General features: G+C 52.7%; 20 protein-coding genes and 1 tRNA gene. 10 read left to right on the top strand and 11 right to left on the bottom strand.

Going from position 1 to position 19,828, the window contains the following annotated elements; all coding sequences use genetic code 11:
- Positions 1–159 precede the first annotated feature (159 nt).
- Positions 160–232: transfer RNA gene (locus tag Pelsub_RS05935), tRNA-Glu, on the bottom strand.
- A gap of 506 nt (positions 233–738) precedes the next feature.
- Between Pelsub_RS05935 and Pelsub_RS05930 the strand changes: the two genes are divergently transcribed.
- Genes Pelsub_RS05930 through rlmB form a run of 3 tightly spaced genes read left to right on the top strand, consistent with a single transcriptional unit; the run spans position 739 to position 3,808 of the window.
- Positions 739–1,668 (top strand): PIN/TRAM domain-containing protein, encoded by a 930-nt coding sequence (locus Pelsub_RS05930; protein WP_232528621.1) that lies wholly within the window; start codon positions 739–741, stop codon positions 1,666–1,668.
- 23 nt (positions 1,669–1,691) lie between these two features.
- On the top strand, positions 1,692–3,083 hold the full coding sequence (cysS, locus tag Pelsub_RS05925; protein ID WP_116224645.1) for a cysteine--tRNA ligase: 1,392 nt from the start codon (positions 1,692–1,694) through the stop codon (positions 3,081–3,083).
- On the top strand, positions 3,080–3,808 hold the full coding sequence (gene rlmB, locus Pelsub_RS05920; protein WP_116224646.1) for a 23S rRNA (guanosine(2251)-2'-O)-methyltransferase RlmB: 729 nt from the start codon (positions 3,080–3,082) through the stop codon (positions 3,806–3,808). Before cysS ends, rlmB begins: the two co-directional genes overlap by 4 nt.
- A 21-nt stretch (positions 3,809–3,829) precedes the next feature.
- On the opposite strand, the gene Pelsub_RS05915 is transcribed toward rlmB, so the two are convergent.
- Entirely contained in the window at positions 3,830–4,228 is a 399-nt protein-coding gene (locus Pelsub_RS05915) for a DsrE family protein (protein WP_267896271.1), read from the bottom strand.
- Between the two features lie 5 nt (positions 4,229–4,233).
- On the bottom strand, positions 4,234–5,451 hold the full coding sequence (locus tag Pelsub_RS05910) for an APC family permease (RefSeq protein WP_116224648.1): 1,218 nt from the start codon (positions 5,449–5,451) through the stop codon (positions 4,234–4,236).
- 126 nt (positions 5,452–5,577) lie between these two features.
- Between Pelsub_RS05910 and Pelsub_RS05905 the strand changes: the two genes are divergently transcribed.
- Positions 5,578–6,459, top strand: a complete 882-nt coding sequence (locus Pelsub_RS05905; protein WP_116224649.1) for a LysR family transcriptional regulator — start codon at positions 5,578–5,580, stop codon at positions 6,457–6,459.
- 56 nt (positions 6,460–6,515) lie between these two features.
- The gene (locus Pelsub_RS05900) at positions 6,516–7,568 is read left to right on the top strand and encodes a S66 family peptidase (RefSeq protein WP_116224650.1); all 1,053 of its coding nucleotides are present in this window, start codon (positions 6,516–6,518) and stop codon (positions 7,566–7,568) included.
- A gap of 6 nt (positions 7,569–7,574) precedes the next feature.
- Here the strand turns inward: Pelsub_RS05900 and Pelsub_RS05895 are convergent, their stop codons facing one another.
- Positions 7,575–8,198, bottom strand: coding sequence for a DUF456 domain-containing protein (locus Pelsub_RS05895; protein WP_116224651.1), 624 nt, complete (start codon positions 8,196–8,198; stop codon positions 7,575–7,577).
- The gene (gene serS, locus Pelsub_RS05890) at positions 8,191–9,468 is read right to left on the bottom strand and encodes a serine--tRNA ligase (protein WP_116224652.1); all 1,278 of its coding nucleotides are present in this window, start codon (positions 9,466–9,468) and stop codon (positions 8,191–8,193) included. The genes Pelsub_RS05895 and serS overlap by 8 nt, the downstream gene beginning before the upstream one ends.
- A 79-nt stretch (positions 9,469–9,547) precedes the next feature.
- Between serS and Pelsub_RS05885 the strand changes: the two genes are divergently transcribed.
- A complete protein-coding gene (locus Pelsub_RS05885; protein ID WP_126440413.1) occupies positions 9,548–9,730 on the top strand; it encodes a hypothetical protein in 183 nt (60 codons plus the stop codon).
- A gap of 4 nt (positions 9,731–9,734) precedes the next feature.
- Here the strand turns inward: Pelsub_RS05885 and abc-f are convergent, their stop codons facing one another.
- Positions 9,735–11,372 carry a ribosomal protection-like ABC-F family protein gene (gene abc-f, locus Pelsub_RS05880; RefSeq protein WP_116224653.1) on the bottom strand — a complete coding sequence of 546 codons (1,638 nt, stop codon included), beginning with the start codon at positions 11,370–11,372 and terminating at the stop codon, positions 9,735–9,737.
- Positions 11,373–11,669: 297 nt separating this feature from the next.
- Here abc-f and Pelsub_RS05875 point away from each other — a divergent pair, with 297 nt between their 5' ends.
- The 3 genes from Pelsub_RS05875 (at position 11,670) to Pelsub_RS05865 (ending at position 14,258) form a co-directional block, all read left to right on the top strand.
- The gene (locus Pelsub_RS05875; RefSeq protein WP_116224654.1) at positions 11,670–12,284 is read left to right on the top strand and encodes an NfeD family protein; all 615 of its coding nucleotides are present in this window, start codon (positions 11,670–11,672) and stop codon (positions 12,282–12,284) included.
- Between the two features lie 23 nt (positions 12,285–12,307).
- Positions 12,308–13,171 carry an SPFH domain-containing protein gene (locus tag Pelsub_RS05870; protein ID WP_116224655.1) on the top strand — a complete coding sequence of 288 codons (864 nt, stop codon included), beginning with the start codon at positions 12,308–12,310 and terminating at the stop codon, positions 13,169–13,171.
- Positions 13,172–13,325: 154 nt separating this feature from the next.
- Positions 13,326–14,258 carry an alpha/beta fold hydrolase gene (locus tag Pelsub_RS05865; RefSeq protein ID WP_116224656.1) on the top strand — a complete coding sequence of 311 codons (933 nt, stop codon included), beginning with the start codon at positions 13,326–13,328 and terminating at the stop codon, positions 14,256–14,258.
- Here the strand turns inward: Pelsub_RS05865 and Pelsub_RS05860 are convergent.
- Complete coding sequence (locus Pelsub_RS05860) at positions 14,255–14,467, bottom strand: helix-turn-helix transcriptional regulator (protein ID WP_116224657.1); 213 nt, start codon at positions 14,465–14,467, stop codon at positions 14,255–14,257. The genes Pelsub_RS05865 and Pelsub_RS05860 overlap by 4 nt on opposite strands.
- A 5-nt stretch (positions 14,468–14,472) precedes the next feature.
- Complete coding sequence (locus Pelsub_RS05855) at positions 14,473–14,760, bottom strand: hypothetical protein (protein WP_198418406.1); 288 nt, start codon at positions 14,758–14,760, stop codon at positions 14,473–14,475.
- A gap of 243 nt (positions 14,761–15,003) precedes the next feature.
- Between Pelsub_RS05855 and Pelsub_RS05850 the strand changes: the two genes are divergently transcribed.
- Entirely contained in the window at positions 15,004–15,477 is a 474-nt protein-coding gene (locus Pelsub_RS05850; RefSeq protein WP_126440411.1) for a hypothetical protein, read from the top strand.
- A 61-nt stretch (positions 15,478–15,538) separates the two neighbouring features.
- On the opposite strand, the gene Pelsub_RS05845 is transcribed toward Pelsub_RS05850, so the two are convergent.
- From Pelsub_RS05845 to Pelsub_RS05835, 3 genes are all read right to left on the bottom strand, one after another.
- The gene (locus tag Pelsub_RS05845) at positions 15,539–16,795 is read right to left on the bottom strand and encodes an MFS transporter (protein WP_232528620.1); all 1,257 of its coding nucleotides are present in this window, start codon (positions 16,793–16,795) and stop codon (positions 15,539–15,541) included.
- A gap of 27 nt (positions 16,796–16,822) precedes the next feature.
- Positions 16,823–17,791, bottom strand: coding sequence for a nucleoside hydrolase (locus tag Pelsub_RS05840; protein WP_158674998.1), 969 nt, complete (start codon positions 17,789–17,791; stop codon positions 16,823–16,825).
- Positions 17,792–17,959: 168 nt separating this feature from the next.
- A complete protein-coding gene (locus Pelsub_RS05835) occupies positions 17,960–19,828 on the bottom strand; it encodes a hypothetical protein (RefSeq protein ID WP_116224662.1) in 1,869 nt (622 codons plus the stop codon).

Here is a 19,828-nt window from a genome sequence, read left to right as displayed (position 1 = left end):
GTACTTGTGCCTTTCGGGACATGAAAGGGCTGGTATTAAAAAGCAGTAGCCTAAATTTCATCCAATCCATTCCCCCTAGGGACTGCTACGTGGTCGATAAGCTCAGGGATATCTAGCCATTAAACAAAAAAAGCCCGAATGGGCTTTTCTTGGACCAGGTGCCCCCAGAGAGATTCGAACTCTCGTTTTAGCCTTGAAAGGGCTGCGTCCTGGTCCCCTAGACGATGGGGGCATCAAGGCTGAAATTCTACCATGAATTTAAAAAATGCAAGAGGGTAAAGGCCACCAATTTTTCTAATTTACTCCGCCAGCCCGGTCCGTTCATATAGAAGAGAAGCGATTGGAATAATCTTATTAAATAAAATACAATCAATTGTCTCTGTAAAATATCGACTATCGCCGCTTGCCCATAACTTTCTGGAAATCCGTATCCCCCCTCGTTTGTAAACAAATTGATAGAGTTTCCTTTTTTTAATGTCTTTTGTTTGACTTATGTTCTACGACATGATAATATCAAAATAATCATCTGTTCATTATTTCTGTACATTAACAGGTTCTGAAAGGATTTATTTCATGAAGACAACCGTTCTTATTTTTCGTTTTTTAGGACTTATACTGTTTGCAGTCGCTGGATTTTATTTGGGTGATTTGCTCGTCGGAATTATAAATATTGATTTGAATTCCCTGCCATACGCAATTGGGGGTTCTGTTATTCTAGGCTTGTTCGGTTTTTGGGCGATGCCCTTTATTTCGTTATATCCAGTCAATTGGCTGCGCACCTATCTTTCCAAAATATCCGGACCAACTTTGGTCGCCGCTTTGATTGGACTGGTCATCGGCTTAATCCTGGCCGCACTTTTCTCAATCCCAATCTCGTTCCTACCCAATCCATTTAAAAGCATTTTGCCAATTGTGGCAGTAGGACTATTTGGGTATTTGGGTATTACCATTGCTGTCACCCGCCAAACGGATCTTAAAGATGTTTTCACACTCAATCGGCGAGGCCAGCGTGGTTCCACTTCGCAAGGAACTCCGGCCAAATGGCAGCAGGAAAAATCCATCCTGATTGACACCAGCGTAATTATTGATGGACGCATCGCGGATATCGCCCGCACCGGTTTTGTGCCTGGTAATTTGATCATTCCCCGTTTTGTCCTGAATGAATTGCAGTACATTGCCGATTCCGCCGAAAGCCTGCGCCGCCAGCGCGGCCGGCGCGGCATGGAAGTGCTGTCTGAATTACAGAAAGACCGCAGCATCAACACCACCATCGCCGATATTGACGTGGAAGGTGTGCGTGAAGTGGATGAGAAGCTGGTTATGCTGGCACGCCAGATGCAAGCGCCCATCCTGACCAACGATTACAACCTCAACCGCGTGGCCGAGCTGCAGGGCGTGAAAGTGCTCAATATCAATGAACTAGCCAACGCAGTTAAATCCATTCTGCTTCCCGGTGAAGCCCTGCTGGTTAAGGTGATCCAGGAAGGCAAGGAACAGGGCCAGGGCGTCGGATATCTTGACGACGGCACCATGGTGGTGGTCGAAGATGGCAGAGAGTTCATCGGCAAGGATATCGAGGTAGCCGTGACCAAAGTGCTGCAAACCGCTGCCGGACGTATGATCTTTTCCAAACCGGATAGCAGCGCCAATAACAATAAAGGTAAGTAATTATCATTTTTAGGAGTAAGAGCATGGGCATTCAGGTTTACAGCACCCTAACTCGCAAGAAAGAAGCCTTCGAGACCCTCGAACCCAACAAAGTCCGCTTGTATGTGTGCGGCCCTACCGTTTACGATAAAGCCCACGTCGGACATGCCATGTCCGCCCTGGTTTTCGACATCATTCGCCGCTATCTGCAATATCGCGGTTATTCGGTCAAACACGTGATGAACTACACCGATGTGGATGACAAAATCATCAACCGCGCCAATATACTGGCTTGCGACCCGTTTGAACTGGCTGAAACCTATATCCAACAATATGCCCAACATTTAAAGGATTTAAATATCCTGCCGGCTACAATCAATCCGCGCGCCACGCGCGAAATGGACGAGATCATCCGCTTCATCACCGACCTGATTAATAAAGGTTACGCTTACGAAGCCGGCGGCGATGTGTATTACCGCGTTGAGAAAAAATCGGATTACGGCAAGCTCTCCGGCCGCAAGCTGGACGATATGCGCGCCGGTTCCCGCATCGAGGTCGATGAACGCAAAGAAAACCCGATGGATTTCGCGCTGTGGAAGGCAGCCAAGGAGGGCGAACCCGCTTGGGATAGCCCATGGGGCAAGGGCCGGCCCGGCTGGCACATCGAATGCTCGGCCATGAGCGGTGCCCATCTGGGCGAACAAATCGACATTCATGGCGGCGGCAACGACTTGATTTTCCCGCACCACGAAAATGAAATTGCCCAATCCGAAGCTCACACCGGCAAACAATTCGCGCGCTATTGGATCCATAACGGCATGCTGCAGTTAAGCGGCGAGAAGATGTCCAAATCGCTGGGCAATCTGATCACCATCGAAGATTTCCTGGCCGCGCATCCGGCGGATGCCCTGCGCATGATGGTGCTCAATTCCGGATATCGCAATCCCCTGACCTTCAATGATGAAATCATCGGGCAAGCCGAACGCGGTCTGGAACGCCTGCAATCCGGCTTGAAAGAAGCCCAACCGCAAACCGCCGGACTGGCAGACACTTCCGCGCTGGATGAGGCAGCCAAAGCCGCCCGCAGCGGTTTTGAAGCCAGCATGGACGACGATTTCAACAGCGCCGGCGCGCTGGGGCACTTATTTGAACTGGTACGTGTCATCAACCAGGCGCGCGCCGACGGCGCCACCGATGAGCAGCTCAAACCGGCACAGGACGTGCTGGAAGAACTGACCGGGGTATTGGGTCTGACCCTGCGCGTGGAAAAAGGTTCGCAGGCAGCCGATGCCTTCATCAACCTTTTGGTAGACGTCCGCCAGGATGTCCGCCAGGCCAAGCTGTGGGAGCTTTCCGATAAGATCCGCGACCAACTGGCTGAGCTGGGCGTGCAGGTGGAAGACGCCAAAGGCGGCAGCACCTGGTATTGGAAATGAAAGAGTGGATCACCGGTAGAAATCCTGTTTATGAGTGCCTGCGTGTTGGACGCAGGCATTTTTTCAGATTGCAGCTTGCCAAGGGGGTTGAACAAAAAGGACGCATCCCGGAAATCCTGACCCTGGCCAAAACAGCCCGCCTCAACGTGGAATGGGTTGATCGCGACGCGCTGGAGGAATATTCCGACAATCCCCAGGGTGTGGCTTTACAGGCCAGCGAGTATCCCTACGCTGACCTGCAGGCCATTTTCGACCTGGCCAAAAAAAAAGGCGAACCCCTTTTCATGCTCATTCTCGACCAAATTCAGGATCCGCAGAATATGGGCACGCTCATCCGCAGCGCCGAAGTTTTCGGCGTGCACGGTATGGTCATTCCCGCCCACCGCTCCGCCGGCGTGACGCCAGCCGTAGTGAACGCCTCCTCAGGAGCCAGCGAGCACCTGCTGATCGCCCCCGGCAACCTGGCGCAGGCTATCGACGCAGTCAAGGAGCAGAACGGCTGGGTGATCGGCCTGGACATGGACAGCAGTGCCACCCCGCTGTCCCAGACCAACCTGAAAGGCAACCTGGCCATCGTGGTGGGCAGCGAAGGCGAAGGCCTGCGCCGCCTGGTGCGCGAGAAATGCGACCTGATCACGTATATCCCCATGCGCGGCAAAGTGGCTTCATTAAACGCAGCCACCGCCGGCTCGATCGTGCTGCAAGCCGCGGCGGCGGTGCGCTAATTCTTACGGACTGAACGACCCCTAAATCGTGATCAGTTTTTTGTTTTCTTTAAGGATCTCGGTCAGGGGCTGACCCCAATACTTTACCTCGATACCCATTCCTTCCAATTTTTCAGTAACGCCCAATTGGTCCGCGCAGGCTTTACAGGCCGTGAATTGCACGCCGGCTTCCTGAGCGATCTTGAGCTTGTCCTGGATCAGGGCGTTCTCGGCCGCCAGCTTGGCGGTGGCGCCCCAGATAATGACCGTTACAGCGCCCCACCAATTCTTCAGCAGGCTGTTGGTGGCGTACATCATCACCATCTTCTCGGACGTGAGCACATCCGCGTTCGTCCACAGAATAAACAGTTCGTTATCTTTATCCATTTTTTCAGCACTCCTCGTTGCTTGTTTTCCATTGTAAGACGCTTCACAACCCAATTAGGTTAATCCGGAAAATCCTCACATAAACTCACGCGCCTGCGGCTACTACTCCATAGGCTGACGGCTGTGGTCAGCAGGAAGAAGGCGATGGCATATACCGGCAGAAAAGCGACGATGAAAGCCATCATCACCAGCAGCACACCAATGCCCAGGCGAACAGTTGGAGACGGCAGCATACGGAAGCCGCACACCAGTCCTAAAAAGGCATTACCGATAAAGAAGATATTAGCCACTTCAATCACATTCTCGAATGAGATCCAGCCCAGCACGACAGCTCCCAGGATCAGGAAATTGCCGGAAAGTAATATCAGGACAGATGGCCGCTGCCCCTGCAAAACCATCGACAGCCGTTTGGTTCGCAGCCTCTCGGCAGTCTGTCGCGAGACCGCGCCCGTGAAGGTCACGATGGTGCAGATGCACAAGCCCGCGGCCAATATTCCAAAAACGAGATCGGCGCTGCCGCCTAAAATGGGTACCAGCAAACCCGGCATGCCGCCCGCAGGCACGTTCTGCAAAGCGAAAGCGGTCAGGAGGTAAACGGAGATGATGCCGGCCAGACTGATGCGCATGGCCCGCAGCATAGTACGCTCCGGATCGTCCACCTCTTCGACGTAATTTCCCAGCACCTCCCAGCCAAAAACCGACCAGAAGATCAACAGCAGCACGTGGCCAAACCCGGCCAACTCCGGCAGGCCGCGCGGCAGGCTCAGCGCAGGCGCCTCGACCAGCGTGGCCAGGCTGCCAGCCAGCAGTAGGCAGGCTGTCAGGCTGGAAAGCACCAGCAAAATACGCGCCATAAAGGACGCGCCGGAGATCACCAGCAGGGCGCAAACCAGCAGCACAGCTGCCGCGATCCAGGCCGGGTGCACGTTCATGGTAGCAGGTAATAGCGGCGCCAGGAATTCCGCGGCGGTCAGTGCGACCACCACCGGGCCGAACAGCACTGCCCCAGCCAGGTAGTTGGCGGAAAGCTCGCGGAAGGGCTTTCCCAACATCTCCCCTACAATGGTGCTGATGCCCTGGTTATCGGGCGCAACCACCGCCATCCGGGTGAAGACGTAGGCGAACAGGGCGCCCAAAGCCATCACGATCAACCAGGCGTAAATGGCGTGCCCTCCTAGTTTCTCCACTGCCAAAGGCGGCAAAAAAATGATGCCGGAACCGAGTACCGGCCCGATGGTCAACCCGCTGACCATGATCGCGTTCAATTTTTTCTTCATGGATATACCTCTCTATTATGTTGTCCTTATCCTAACGGCAATGGTCTTATTTGTTAAATAGATAGTTTCGTTGATATAGTTCAAGATTTCTGATGATAAAATGAGAGAAAAAACAAAGGACCTGCTGTGGAAATACGCAACCTGAAGACATTCGTGAAAATCGCGGAGCTGGGCAGTTTCACCAAGGCCGCCCAGGAATTGGGCTACGCCCAGTCCACCCTGACCTTCCAGATCCAGGCTATTGAAGCTTTCTACAACCGCCCCCTATTCGAAAAGGTCGGCCGCCACATCCAATTGACCGCCTTCGGGAAACAGTTCCTGGAACAGGTCAATGGCATCCTGAGCGACTACGACTCACTCGAACAACTGGCGGAGGTTGAAGCCGCGCCGCAGGGCACGCTGCGCATCGGCGCGCCGGATTCGCTGATGATGTACCGCCTCTACCCGATCATCAAGGCTTATAAAAGCGCCTACCCGCAGGTGGAGATCTCCGTGATCAACAGCCCCTGCGAACTGCTGCGCAAGGACCTGTTCTCAGGGAAACTTGACCTGAGCTTCCTGCTGCAGCCGGATTACAGTTACAAGAGCCTGGAAATCCTTCTGCTGCACGAAGAACCCATGTGCCTGGTCGCACCGGCCGGCCATACCGAGCCGGATTTTCTGCCCGGGCCTGACCAGATCGTGTTATTCACGGAACAGGAATGCTCCTACCGGCAGGATTACGTGCGCTACCTCCAGCAGCACAAATTCTTTCCCAACAACGTATTGGAAACGGCCAGCGTGGAAGCCATCAAAAAATATGTAATCAACGGGTTGGGCGTGTCTTACCTGCCCTATTACGCTGTACAGGAAGAAGCGAAAGCCGGTTTGCTGGAAGTCAAGATCCCACAAACCGACACGCGTTTCTTCACTCAGATCGCCTATCACCGCAAGAAGTGGCTTTCACCGGCCATCCAGGCGCTCATTGAATTAAGCAAAGAAACCAGTAAAAGTTGGACCGTGGATTGAGGCATCCGCCCTCCCTAAACAACAGATAAAATGATTCAGTCAATACAGGAGAACCCATGCAATCCTTGACCAAACCTCAAAACCTCCATCCCGGCGACAAGGTCGCGGCAGTCAGCCTCTCCTGGGGCGGGCCGGGCGCCCTGCCTGCGCGCTACCAGGCCGGGGTGCGCCAGCTGGAAGAAGCCTTCAATGTGCAGGTGGTGGAGATGCCGCACACGCTGGCCGACCCGGACTGGCTGCACGCCCATCCGCAGGCGCGCGCCGAGGATCTGATACAGGCCTTCAGCGATCCGCATATAAACGCCATTTTCAGTACCATTGGCGGAGACGATTCCATCCGCACCCTGCCCTACCTGGACCTGGAGGTGATTCGCAATAACCCCAAGATTTTCATGGGGTATTCCGACAGCACCATCACGCATTTCGCCTGCCTGAAAGCCGGGTTAGGCTCCTTCTATGGGCCTTCCATCATGTCGGGATTTGGAGAAAACGCGGGATTATTCCCTTACATGGCAGCTTCGGTGCGCAAGACGCTGTTCGAGAGCCAGCCCATCGGTGCGCTTTCGCCCAATACGGACGGCTGGAGTGATGAACTGCTGGATTGGGGCGACCCGAAGAATCAATCTATCTCGCGCAAGCGTAAGCCCTGCACGGGTTGGAAATTCCTGCAAGGCCGGGGCATTCACAGCGGCCGTCTAATCGGCGGCTGCATTGAGGTGCTGGATTGGCTGCGCGGTACGGATGTCTGGCCGGACACGGAAGAATGGGAAGACACTATACTGTTCATCGAAACCTCCGAAGAAGCGCCCTCCCCACAGGCGGTGGAACGCATGCTGCGCTCGCTGGCCGCACTGGGCGTGCTGAAACGCATCCACGGCCTGCTGGTCGGGCGCCCCGGCGGGCAGGTGCCGCCGGAGCAATTCGCCGAATACGACCAAGCTATCCTGAATATCATGGTGGAAGAAGAAGGCCTGAAAAATACGCCCATCGTGACAGCCATGGACTTCGGCCATACCGATCCCATGCTGGTGCTGCCTTACGGAGCGCAAACGCGCATCGATTGTGATCAGCAGATTATCGAAATCACGGAAAGCGCAGTCGGCGAATAAACGAGATCAGAAAGGCCAGGCGCCGCTCAGGTAAAGCCATACCAGCCACAGGCCAATCATCACCATCCCAATACCAAAACGCGCCACAACCGCGCTGGCGCAGCCGATAGCCATTTCCTTGGTGGATTCGCCCGCCTGACGCCAATTTTTCAGGCGCACGGTTTCGATGGCAAACAGCGCAATCAGCGCGGCCACTAGCCCGCCAAAAGGAGGGAACAGAATACTGAAGACCAGCGCCGCCAGCATGGAGACCACCACGCCGGTCCAACTGGCGCCGCTCTTTTTGGCGCGCGCGCCCATCAGGAGCTGGTCGACCATGTTGCCGAAGATCATCAACAGTGTGATGCCCAGGAAGATCAAGCCGGAAGTCAGGTCAAAACCGCTTAGCAAGCCGTAAACCAGCGCCGCCAGCCAGATAATGGTCAGCCCGGGAAAAATTACAAACAGTAAACTCAGCAGCCCCAGCAGCATGACCACCAGCACCACGATCTGAACGGTCAGAAGCACACCCGCGGACATGTCGATGCCACCCAAAGGTGAACTGCCCGCGCCGGAAGCGCAGGCAGTCATAATTAACATAAAACTCACAAAGAGCAGCAAACGGCGTAACAAAACGTTGAACTTATCCATTCGATGCTTCAATGACCTCAATGCCGCCCATCCAGGGTTTGAGCACTTCAGGCACACGAATGCTGCCGTCGGCCTGCTGGTAGGTTTCCATCACACCGATCAGGGTGCGCGGCAAACCCAGGCCGGAACCGTTGAGGGTATGCAGGTAATCCTTGCGGCCGTCCGCATCTACATACTTGATGTTGGCACGCCGTGCCTGGAAATTGCCCACATTCGAGATGGAGGACACTTCCAACCATTCCTGGCAGCCGGGTGCCCACACTTCGATGTCGTAGGTAATGCGCGCGTTAAAGCCCAGGTCGCCCGTGCACAACTGCACGATGCGGTAGGTCAGGCCCAATTCTTTGCATGTCTCTTCGGCGTCCGCCACCATCATTCCGAATTCTTCCATCGACCTTTCCGGTTTGCAGTAAACATACATTTCGACCTTATCGAACTGGTGGCCGCGTTTGATGCCGCGCACGTCGCGCCCGGCGCTCATTTTCTCGCGGCGGAAGCAGGGTGTGTAAGCGGTGTAGCACAGCGGCAGGCGCTCCCCTTCGATGAAATCACCCATGTGAATGCCGGTCAGCGGTACTTCCGCGGTCGGCACCATCCACAGATCTTCTTCGTGGTCTTTGTAAAGGTTATCGGCAAACTTGGGCAGCTGGCCGGAAGCGTATAATGTCTCGCCCTTCACCATGAAAGGCGTGTATTTCTCTTTATATCCCTGGCGTCCGTGCAAATCCAGCATCCAGGCGATCAAAGCCCGCTGCAGGCGCGCACCGGCGCCGTTCAGCACATAGAAGCGCGATCCGGTAATCTTGACGCCCTGGTCGAAATCGATGATGCCCAGTTTGGGGCCCAACTCCCAATGCGGCAGGGGTTCGAAATCATAGCTCGGTTTTTCGCCCACGGTGCGCAGCACAATGTTTTCGCTTTCGTCTTTGCCCAGCGGGACACTCTCATCCGGAATATTGGGGATGGTTTCAATCACAGCCTGGATCTGCTGCTCAATGGTTCTAACTTCCTCATCCATGGCCGTGATGCGGTCGCCCACTTCACGCATGGCAGTGATCTTCTGTTCGCGTTCGGCTTTGTCCTTGGTGGCCCCGATCTCCTTGGATGCGGCGTTGCGTTCCGCTTTCAGGTCTTCCACCTGGGTCAGCTTAACGCGCCATTCTTCATCCATGCGGGCCAGTTGGTCTACCACACTGATATCCATATGGCGGCGTTCCAGAGCGTCCTTCAGAAGTTGCGGGTTCTCGCGCACAATCTTGATGTCAATCATTTCATCTTCTCCTGATTAAATAAAATTCCCCTCGCCCGCAGGACGAGAGGGGTTCTCGTGGTGCCACCTGCTTTTGCCGATGCTGCCATCAGCCTCTGCACGCGGTAACGGTCGCTCCGGCCTGCTTACGACATGTGCATGTCCCTTCGCAGGCAGCCTGCCTTTGCGGGCGCCGGATTGGATTTCCGGGCTGGCCTTTCACCTTGATTATATGAAATCAAAGGCGGCTGTCAAGAGCACAGCCGCCGAGATTATCCTGTAACGGGTTAGAGCCTGCGTATGCCCTGCCCTTCCACCAGCCATACCTCCTGCGCAAAGCGTTCGATGAAATAACGGTCGTGCACCACCGCCAGGATGGCGCCTTCGAAGGCGTCCAGCGCTTGCTCGAACTGCGTGCGGCTGGGGATGTCCAGATGGTTGATGGGTTCGTCCAGCAGCAGCAGGTTGCAGCCTCGCGCAATCAACAAAGCCAGCTCCAAGCGCGCGCGCTGGCCGTAACTGAGCAGGTCCACCGGTTTGAGCACCTCGTCCCCTGCCAGCAGGTAGGTGGCCAGATAATGGCGCGTTTCCGTTTGATTGGCGAAATAGGGCTGTAGGGTTTCCACGGCCGTCTGACGCGCGTCCAGGTTGGAGAGGTCCTGCGCCATCGTGCCCAAGTGTACGCTGCTGCCCAACAGCACGCGCCCGGCCAGCGGCGCTAAACTGCCCGCCACAGTGCGCAGCAGCGTAGTCTTACCGCAGCCGTTGGCGCCGCTCAACACGATGCGCTGCCCGGCCTGAATTTGTAGATTCAAGTCGCGCAGCAGCAATTTATCGGGAAAGCCTACACTGAGTTCTTCCAATTGCAGGACGGAATTGCCCAAATGGGCGGTATTTTGGAATTCAAAATACAGCGCCTTGTGCTGCTCCGGTTTTTCCACGCGTTCGTCCGATTCAACGTATTGCTCCAGCCGCTTTTCCCTTGATTTTGCCTTCTTGGCGACCTTCTTGGCCAATCCTTTGTAAAAATCTTTGCTGTTACGAAATTCCCGGCCAGAAAGGCGCGTGGTGCTCATGATCTTTTCCGTATAAGCCGCCTGCGCCTTGACACGTGAGATATCCGCTTTCATGCGGCGCACTTCCAGCTGTTGGTCGCGGTACTCATCCCACTGTTTGCGCACTTCCGTGCGGCGCTGCTCCAGGTAGTCGCTGTAGTTGCCTTCATAAGCCCGCAGCGAACGGCTGGCCGGATCCAGTTCCAGGATGCGCGTGACCACGTGGTCCAGAAAGGTGCGGTCGTGCGATATGATCAACACTCCGCTGGCTATATGTGCCAACCAATCTTCCAGCCAATTCAGCATTTCGATATCCAGGTGATTGGTGGGTTCGTCCAAAAGCAGCAGCTGCGGGTCGCCTAGCAGCACCAGGGCTAATGCCAAACGGGTTTGCTGCCCGCCGCTCAAAACGCCCACCGGTAAATCCGGATCCACCAGGTTCAATCCCAGTTCAGTCAGGATCTGTTCCGTCCGAGCCGGATTGGCGCGCTGGATGCGCTGCAGCAGGTCATCATAACGCTCGATCAAAGTTTCATCTTGGGGCATAGCTGCCAACGCATTGGCCGCAGACGACAATTCCGCTTCCAGCACCTCCGGATCGCCGGACGCCCTGCCGATCACCTCGCGCAGGCTGCTGTGCACATCAAAGGTGCGCCCCTGCGGTAGATACCCCAGACGCAAATCCACGGGTTTGTGAATGATGCCGGCATCAGCCTGTTCCTCCCCCGCGATGATCCTTAATAGCGTAGTCTTGCCGCTGCCATTGGGGCCGATTAAACCAATCCGTTCGCCCGGATTGATGCTGAAATTTATTTTTTCGAATAAGGACTGGAGGTTAAAAGTCTTTTTTAAATCAGAAACGGTAAGCATTTCTGTCTCCTATCATGAATAGCCTTGGATGCGTGGATTGCCACGAATCCCCGATAGTCGGCTCCACTTCGCTCATTGAGCGAAAGCGAACCTCAAAACAGATGATATTTACTTACCGAATGTTCATTTTCTCTTATTTGCCTGTGTAAATCGCAACCATCATAATGAGAAAACGTATATCTGTCAAGAACGCTCATGCTAAAAAATGATCAATTGTCGGAAAAGACATATTGTTAATGGTAATCCTTTATGAATAGGTGCATAATAGGATTGTAATAGATAGGAGAAGAGGCAGCAATGATATTCCTTCCGGATCCAAATTTTGCATTTGTATTATTGGCAATCGCTTTCATGGTCACCATTTTCGCCCTGCTTGCACCTGGTACAGGGATACTGGAGGCTATTTCTCTCATCCTGCTTACATTGGTGGGATTCAGCATGGCAAACCTGGCAGTAAATACCTGGGCAATTTTGCTCCTGGTGGGCGGCATTGTCGCCGTTTTGCTGGCTTTGAAGCGCTCGGAGAGTAGTTATTTATTAGCCAGTTCCATTGTTCTTTTGTTATTGGGCATGCTGTTGGTTTTCAAAAGAGAAGGCCGACTGCTGGCTATGGATCCCTTCCTGGCAATCATAGTGTCGATTAGTACCGCCGCTTTCATTTGGATTGTTGGCCGCAACACCGCCAAGGCATTTCAACAGAAGCCTCAGCGCAACCTGGACAAAATCGTCGGGCAGATAGGCAAAGCAGTTACCGATATCTCCAAAGAGGGTAGTGTCTATGTAGGCGGGGAAAACTGGTCGGCGGAAAGCGAAACCCTTATTAAAAAAGGGAGCCCCGTAATTATCCGCAAACGCGAAGGGCTGTTGTTAAAAGTGGAGCTATATTCCGAGAGCTCTAAAAAGAAATCTTGAATTGATTCAACTGGAGGTTTTAAATGTTTAGTGTCGTTCCAATCTTGATCGTGCTGATAGCCGTTCTAATAATCAGCTTGCTGGCATCATCCATTCGAGTTGTGCCAGAGTACCAGCGTTTGATCGTGTTCCGGCTGGGCCGCTGTATCGGTGAAAAAGGGCCTGGCTTCGTCATGCTGATCCCGGTTGTGGATCGGGCCGTCATGGTGGATTTGCGTGAACAAGTCCGCGAAATTCCGGCGCAGACTTCCATCACCAAGGATAACGCGCCCATTTCGATCGACTTTTTATGGTTCTACAAAGTCATTGAACCAACCAGCACTGTCCTGCAAGTGGGCAACTTTGAATTAGCTGCCCAGGGCATCGCCACCACCACCCTTCGTTCGGTGATCGGCAGCATTATGCTGGATAGCGTGCTTTCAGAACGTGAGCAGATCAACAACGCGCTGCGCACCCGTCTGGATGAAGTAACCGAGCGTTGGGGTGTTAAAGTCACCAACGTTGAAATCCGCGAGATCATCCCGCCGAGAGAAGTGCAGGATTCCATGAACCGCCAGTTGGCCGCAGAACGCGTGCGCCGCGCAGTGGTGACCGAATCCCTGGGTACCCGCGAGGCTGCCATCAACGTGGCTGATGGTCAGAAACAATCCGCCATTCTGCAAGCCGAAGGCACGCGCCAGGCGCAGGTATTGAACGCCGAAGGTTACGCCCAGGCTTTGGAGAACATTTTCAAAGCAGCCAAAAGCGTGGATTCCAAGACGATTACTTTGCAATATTTCGAAACCTTGAAGAAGTTAGGAGAGGGTGCGTCTACTAAATACATCTTCCCGATGGAATTCACTTCAATGATGCAGGACTTTTTGAAGGGCCGCGACAAAGATAAATAAAAATTGATTGAATATATAGCCTCCAGACTAAATCTGGAGGCTTTTTTTTAATTAACACATGTCAACAAAGCGGTTGAACGAATGACTACCCGGATTCATATAATGTTAGAATATCCCAATTATTAACCCAGATCATCAAGACGAGGGATCGGATATGAAAATATTTCTCAGTATTCTCCTGATCACAGCGGCATTATTGACTTTAGCCTATTTTATTTTTCGAACAGAACATGAAACCCTCGATGACAACGCTCGCGCTTCAGCCTCCGGCCAATTCATCCGGCTGAGTAAAGGAATGGTCCATTATCAACTTGGCGGGAATCCGGACGAGCCGCTGGTCGTATTGGTGCACGGCTTTTCAACACCCTCATACATTTGGGACCCGACATACCAGACATTAATTGACTCCGGTTTCAGCGTGCTGCGCTTCGACCTGTATGGGCGCGGGTACTCGGACCGGCCGGTGGTGGATTACAACATCGACCTGTTTGTCAATCAATTAGGCGAGCTGCTGGAAAAGCTGGAGATCACTCAACCGGTTCATCTGGTGGGATTATCCATGGGCGGCCCGATCGTCGCGGAATATGCCAACCGCCATCCCGAATCCCTTCGCAGCCTGACGCTGATCGATCCGCTGGTCACCAATATGTTCGCGAGCGGCACCTTCCCGCTGACCCTGCCGGGTGTAGGCGAATATCTGATGGCCGTCGTCATGGAACCCTTCTACCTGCCGCATTCACAAAGCGGAGATTTGGTTCACCCGGAGAACTTCCCGGATTGGGAAAGCCAATATAAGGTGCAAACCCGCTACAAGGGCTTTGGCCAGGCGGTACTTTCCACCATGCGCTGCATTGCTAAAGATGACACCCTGGCAATTTACAAAGCGCTGGCTGAAAAAGGCCTGCCCATTTTGATCATCCGCGGCAAAGAAGACCAAACCATCAGCTTGGAGGATATCAACCTGCTGCGGGAAATGGTTCCGGAACACCAATTCCACGAAATAGAGGCTGCCGGTCATATCCCGCATTACGAGCAGCCGCAGGTGGTCAACCCTCTGCTGGCGGATTTCTTCGCACAGAATGGTTAATGGTTCTCAAGCAACTTCCGCTCCGGCTCAAAGAGATCATCCACTGTGGTCCCAAGCAGGTTGGCCAACTTGAAGGCCAATAGCAAAGTGCAATCGTATTTATCATTTTCGATCGCATTGATCGTTTGCCGGGTGACGCCTAAAGCCGTAGCCAAATCTTCCTGCCGGTAATTCTTTTCCTTGCGCAATTTCCTGATTTTATTCTTCATGACGCTCAACGGCCAAGTGTCAACCCCAGGATCGCGCCAAAAGTGAGGAGAAAAAATAACACACCGAAGTAGATAAGGAGCTGTTTCTTACCCCTTTCATCCCCAACCCTGGTTTTCTCAACGCTGGTAACGAAGAAGTAAACCAAATTCTGTAGGATGAAAAGTATGGCTGGCAGCGAGATTTCATGGGTCTTGATAGAGGCGTATACACCCCAAATTACCAAGGAAAACACCATAAATGCCCAACTCCATTTGATCCCCTTCTCGTTAATCCGCAACTCCATCTCATCCATTCTTCTCATCGATAACCTCTCAAATGTATAATATTTTTTACATTTCAAGAATACTACGCCGCGCAGGAAATATCAAGAGTTTTTTACTTTTTATTCTCGTACATTCCCGGAACAGGCATATAAAGCTTGGTGCTTAAAGAAAGAGGAACGCATGGAACTCTTTTGCGGCATAATTCGTTAATATAGATATGAAAGATTTGTTGATGGCTGATAGATAATTAAGAGAGTATTGAGGGATTCGTCATGAGGAAAACTGCAAATTTATTGTTCTTTCTATTGATCCTGATCTTGACCGCCTGCCAGGTCAGCGTCGATATGGGCAATTCCAAACCGGAAGCGACCAGCCTGCCCGCGGCCACAAACACCCCCATGCCTTTGCCGACCGAGACGCAGAAACCGGCTGCCCCGGACGGTTGGTTGACCTATCAAAACACGTTGTATGGATTCGAGATCTCCTATCCGCCCGAATTCCAGTCTCTGGATGACCAGGATAGTCTCTCCGGTTGGCCTAATGCGGTCGTCCTTTTATATAACGGTGGGCAATCCTACGACATCGCCATCCAGGTGTGGGACAGCCAGGCAGACCTGGATGCCAATTTCCCTAATGAAGCGCGCATGCAGACTGTTAGCGCCAATGGGAAGATTATTTCACTCTTCAACGTTACCCAGGAGCCTGAAAACGCAGCTGTGATCGCAACTTTCAGGCTGCTTCCGTAGAAACCGAAATAAAAAAGAGAGCCACAAAATCGGCTCTCTTTTTGGGTTGATTACCAGACCTTTATTCTGCTAAAGGTTTTATTTGTTTGTGCCGCATTTCCTTCCAGGGGATCATATGTTCTTTTCCGAAGAAAATGTAAGTCAACACAAAGCAGATGGCCGTCGCCACCGCTGAGATCACGCCCAGCATGACGTAGGATTCATTCGCAATCAGTCTGCCGCCCACCAGCGCAGCTATACCCATGCCCACCTGGAAGGTAATCTCCAGCCAGGTTGAAGTGGCCATGCGCGAACGCCGGGTGGAAACGGAAGTCGCGAAGGAAAACCACAGCGATTGCGAGAAACCAAACAAGGAGCGGAACAGGATGAACGAAGCCGCGCCGACATACGGATTGGTGGTCATCACGATGCAATAAGCCAGCACTGTCGCCAGCAGGCGGCTGATCAGGACTGTACGCAGGTTGCCGATACGGTCGGCGATGGCCGGTCCCAGGAATAAGAACAGGGCTGTGGGAATAACCAGCAGCGCCATGGTCGTGCCGTAGAATTCCAACGAAACGTGGAAATAGTACACAAAAATCACGTTCAAAAAGGAAATTATAAAAGCCAACCCGATGCCCACGAACAACTCCACGACCGCGAACTTGATAGTGTTGGCGTCGATGCCCTTCAGGTAAGGATCCAGGCTGATCTTCTTATTGGGATCGGGTTTATCCTCATCCACAAACCACATCGGCAGCGCACCCAACACAATGAAAAGGGAGGAAACAGCCAGGATGATGCGATAAGACAAGGTTTCATTCATGATGACGGTATTGATAATTGCGGGTAAATATCCGCCAATTAATCCACCGATAGCATACATGATGTAATACACCAGCATGGTCAGCGTAAAAGCCTGATTGCGGTCTTCCTTTGTGAAGTGTGAGATAAAAGGCAGTTGAATGATGAAATTACCGCCCGCAACCAATCCCACCATAAACGAACCCAGCATAATCAAGGAGCGATTGGGGCTGATAATCTGGCTAAAATATGCCATGCCCAGGATGATGTATACCATGATCAGGGAGCGCTTGAAACCAATCTTCTCGGCCAGAAACCCAATCGGGATGGAGGAAAGCCCTTCCGCGAAAGGAGCCAGGCTGAGGATGATGCCCAGGAAATCGGGCTTCATCCCCATCGATAATACATAAAGATTAAAATCGGCGTAAAAAATGCCAAAGCCGATATTAATCAAAGCCGTCGCGATCAGATAAAGCTTGATATTACGATTGAAAAACTTTATATTTTTTAAGTATTGACTGATAACAGAAACCACTAAACCTCTATTGCAGAATAATATTATTTAATTTTTGAGCCAGGTGTTTAAAACCAGATCGGCGTATTTTTGCTGATTGGCTTTCATGGCAATGGCAATTTTCTTGCGCGGATTATTTTTTGCCAGGTGCGTGAAGCGGCGGCGATCGACCACAGTCATGCCGCGTGTGTATTCACCGGTCGTTTCCACAAACACCTGATGGTTTTCAATTTCAGCAATACTTGGGTCGATGGCAACAGCCACAGCTAGCAAATCGGGCGGAGAAACGTAGCGTTCTTCATTGCCCAGGTAGCGGCTCAATTCAGCCATGATTTCAATGGTTTGGCTGAAAATCTGGCTGGCCATATCGCACCAGGGCCTATCCGCAGCAGCGGCTTTGAGCTTGGCCAGGTTTTCCTCGGTCAGGCGCCCGCCGCTCCATAGCGGATCCAGCGGGACCATGGTCTTGGGGATGTCATTATCAAAGACGATCCGTGCCGCTTCGGGGTCAAAGTAAACATTGAACTCGGACATTACCGAGGTATTGCCGCTGTGCACCCCGCCCGCCATCATGGTCAACATGCGAATCTTTTCCGCAATACGCGGTTCACGGCGAATGGCCATGGCCGCGTTGGTCAACGGGCCCAGGGTAATCCAATCCATGGGTTCTTTAGCTTCCATGAAGGTGCGGATGATGAAGTCAACGGCGTGTTCTTTTTCCACCTGCTTTTTGGGAGCCGGAAAAGGCAGTCCGCCCAACCCATCCTTGCCGTGTACAGCCGCGGCATCTTCTTCACCGGACGGCATCAGGGTGGAGGAATAACCGGCATATACAGGAACGTCCTTACCGGAATGTTCGACTACGCGCAGCGTATTATTGACCACATGCCCCAGCCCAACATTTCCGTTTACACAGGTAATTCCGAGCACGTTGAACTCCGGCGAACGCAACGCCAACAGCAGTGCCACCGCATCATCCATACCAGTATCACAATCAATAATTACGTTCCTCGTCATTTGTTTCTCCATATTTATAAAGTGATTGAAAAATCCTTATTCCATTCAGGGAAAAGAACCACGCAAAGGTGAACGGTGGTTTAAGGAAGATCTAAGTATAACCAAGGCCGGCGTAATTGACCAGTCTTTGGAATATTGTCCGACAAACCTAAATAATTAGGTGAGAGGTTATGGCTGCAGGATGGATTCCACCAGCAGCAAGTGCTGGTATTGGCTTTCCACCCCTTGCGCGCATCCGGAAAACGTCGTTCCATTCCGCAAATCGGCCGCCAAATCCAGCGGCATGGCCCAAAAATAATATTCGCCACTATTTTTTTCGATTCCCGCCCAAAGACGCAGCCCGTCTTCAGATTGCCGGCTCATCTCTGCCAGCAGCCTGTAGAAATCATCGTTGGCCTGGTCCATGCCATTGGCCGTAAAACGCGCACGGCATAAATCAGGTGCGGGACCGCAGATAGCGTTCTCATCCGGCAAAATATCCACGTAGGCTCCCTCTACTAAACGCGCTTCATAGGGAACCAGTCCGGTTTCGCATTGTGCTTTTACGCTTGTGGAATCAGCGCGGAAAGCCAGGATAGCCAGAGGCAGCAGCATCGTTAGAAACACCATTCCAGCGGAGGCCCATCCGGCAATTGCACCCATGTTTGTGTTGAGGATATCGGTTCTTTTCTCGGCGGAAATGAATTGAACTCCGGGAAGGGCAGCCGCTAACAAAGCGAATAGGAAAGGCACACTGCCGGCATAGAAACGATTGCCGCCGTCAATCGGCGGAAGGAATGGGATGGAGAACAACACGCCCAGGAAACCGGCTAACAGGAGCAGATTCACGGGTTGTTTACGCTGCCGCAGGATTTTTATCAAACCGCCCGCCAGCAAGCCCAGACAGGTTCCCCAAAATATCCACTTTCCAACTGCTTTTTCGCCGGATAACAGGTCGAACATACCCAGAGAGTTATTACCGAAGAAATCCCGAAAAGCCTTATAGCAGCCAATCAGGAAACCCAACGGGTAGGTGCGCATCTTTTCCAGGGCAGCCTGCAGCACCACCGCAGAATCACTGGTGCCCAGGGCCTGCACGTGATATTTGAATCCCGCGCCGCCCACCGCCTGGCCATAAAGCATCCAGGAAAAATTACCAAAAGTAGATTCTCCTGCCGCCACCAGCAATCGGGGGACTAGCATATTTGAAAGCACAAAAGCAGCCATCAAGATAAGCGTGAAGCTGACCATCTTTTTGAGGGAGAATCTCTTTCCAGTGCGATTCAGCCATCCCCACCATAGGATGAGGAAGGGCAGCATAAAGAACGCGCCTGCGCGGATGCTGAGCGCCAGCACCAGCATCACACCGCCTATCGCAGCCGTGAGGGCATTCTTCGTGTGAGCCGCTTCAATCAACAGCGCCAGCGCCAGACAGGCGAAAGCCAGCCCCGGCAGCTCGGTGAGCGTGTCTCCCAACATCGGGCGGATGAAAGCGAAGACCAGCGCGAAGAAAACCGCCGCGGGCAGCGGGCCGTAGCTGCGCCTGACGGAAACAGCCGCCAGATAAGCGCATAAGCCGGTGCCCAACACCATGACTTGCAGCGTCAGCAGCAAATTCTCGCCAGTCAGCAGCAGCAAGCTGGACAGCAGTGCCGGGAACAATGGACGGAAAGCGCCCTGCAATCCTTCAGTCGGAATCATCTGCCCGGACAAAAGCATCCCCGCGCCGTTGTAATAATAGAAACCATCTTTATAAGGGATAAAGCCGGCCAGCACAGTTGCGTTGGATAAGCCGCTGGAAAGGCGCACTGCCAAAGGCAAAGCGTAAACCGCTGCCGCCAGCACAGCCCCCACAACGACAGCCGCTTTATTATTGAGCTGAAATATCAGGAAAAAGAGCGTGGTTACTAGTAGAAAATGAATCCAGTTAAAGTAACTGAGAAATTTAATCCAGTTTCCGGGCAAATCCACACTGCTCAAAAAGAAGAAAACCGCACAACTCACAAACAAGCCGGCTATCGAGAATAGGATTTCTTTCAGAGCAATTTTGTTTTTCAT

Source organism: Pelolinea submarina, assembly GCF_003966975.1.
In the GTDB taxonomy this organism is placed as follows: domain Bacteria; phylum Chloroflexota; class Anaerolineae; order Anaerolineales; family Anaerolineaceae; genus Pelolinea; species Pelolinea submarina.
The sequence above is the reverse complement of the archived record's forward strand: the minus strand, read 5'-3'. Positions and strand labels throughout refer to the sequence as shown.

Bases quoted from the DNA above. Each gene is read 5' to 3' on its own strand.
- Pelsub_RS05930 (WP_232528621.1), top strand. From the start codon at position 739: ATGCCCTTTATTTCGTTATATCCAGTCAATTGGCTGCGCACCTATCTT.
- cysS (WP_116224645.1), top strand. From the start codon at position 1,692: ATGGGCATTCAGGTTTACAGCACCCTAACTCGCAAGAAAGAAGCCTTC.
- rlmB (WP_116224646.1), top strand. From the start codon at position 3,080: ATGAAAGAGTGGATCACCGGTAGAAATCCTGTTTATGAGTGCCTGCGT.
- Pelsub_RS05910 (WP_116224648.1), bottom strand. From the start codon at position 5,451: ATGAAGAAAAAATTGAACGCGATCATGGTCAGCGGGTTGACCATCGGG.
- Pelsub_RS05900 (WP_116224650.1), top strand. From the start codon at position 6,516: ATGCAATCCTTGACCAAACCTCAAAACCTCCATCCCGGCGACAAGGTC.
- Pelsub_RS05895 (WP_116224651.1), bottom strand. From the start codon at position 8,198: ATGGATAAGTTCAACGTTTTGTTACGCCGTTTGCTGCTCTTTGTGAGT.
- serS (WP_116224652.1), bottom strand. From the start codon at position 9,468: ATGATTGACATCAAGATTGTGCGCGAGAACCCGCAACTTCTGAAGGAC.
- Pelsub_RS05885 (WP_126440413.1), top strand. From the start codon at position 9,548: ATGCTGCCATCAGCCTCTGCACGCGGTAACGGTCGCTCCGGCCTGCTT.
- abc-f (WP_116224653.1), bottom strand. From the start codon at position 11,372: ATGCTTACCGTTTCTGATTTAAAAAAGACTTTTAACCTCCAGTCCTTA.
- Pelsub_RS05875 (WP_116224654.1), top strand. From the start codon at position 11,670: ATGATATTCCTTCCGGATCCAAATTTTGCATTTGTATTATTGGCAATC.
- Pelsub_RS05870 (WP_116224655.1), top strand. From the start codon at position 12,308: ATGTTTAGTGTCGTTCCAATCTTGATCGTGCTGATAGCCGTTCTAATA.
- Pelsub_RS05865 (WP_116224656.1), top strand. From the start codon at position 13,326: ATGAAAATATTTCTCAGTATTCTCCTGATCACAGCGGCATTATTGACT.
- Pelsub_RS05860 (WP_116224657.1), bottom strand. From the start codon at position 14,467: ATGAAGAATAAAATCAGGAAATTGCGCAAGGAAAAGAATTACCGGCAG.
- Pelsub_RS05855 (WP_198418406.1), bottom strand. From the start codon at position 14,760: ATGGATGAGATGGAGTTGCGGATTAACGAGAAGGGGATCAAATGGAGT.
- Pelsub_RS05850 (WP_126440411.1), top strand. From the start codon at position 15,004: ATGAGGAAAACTGCAAATTTATTGTTCTTTCTATTGATCCTGATCTTG.
- Pelsub_RS05840 (WP_158674998.1), bottom strand. From the start codon at position 17,791: ATGACGAGGAACGTAATTATTGATTGTGATACTGGTATGGATGATGCG.
- Pelsub_RS05835 (WP_116224662.1), bottom strand. From the start codon at position 19,828: ATGAAAAACAAAATTGCTCTGAAAGAAATCCTATTCTCGATAGCCGGC.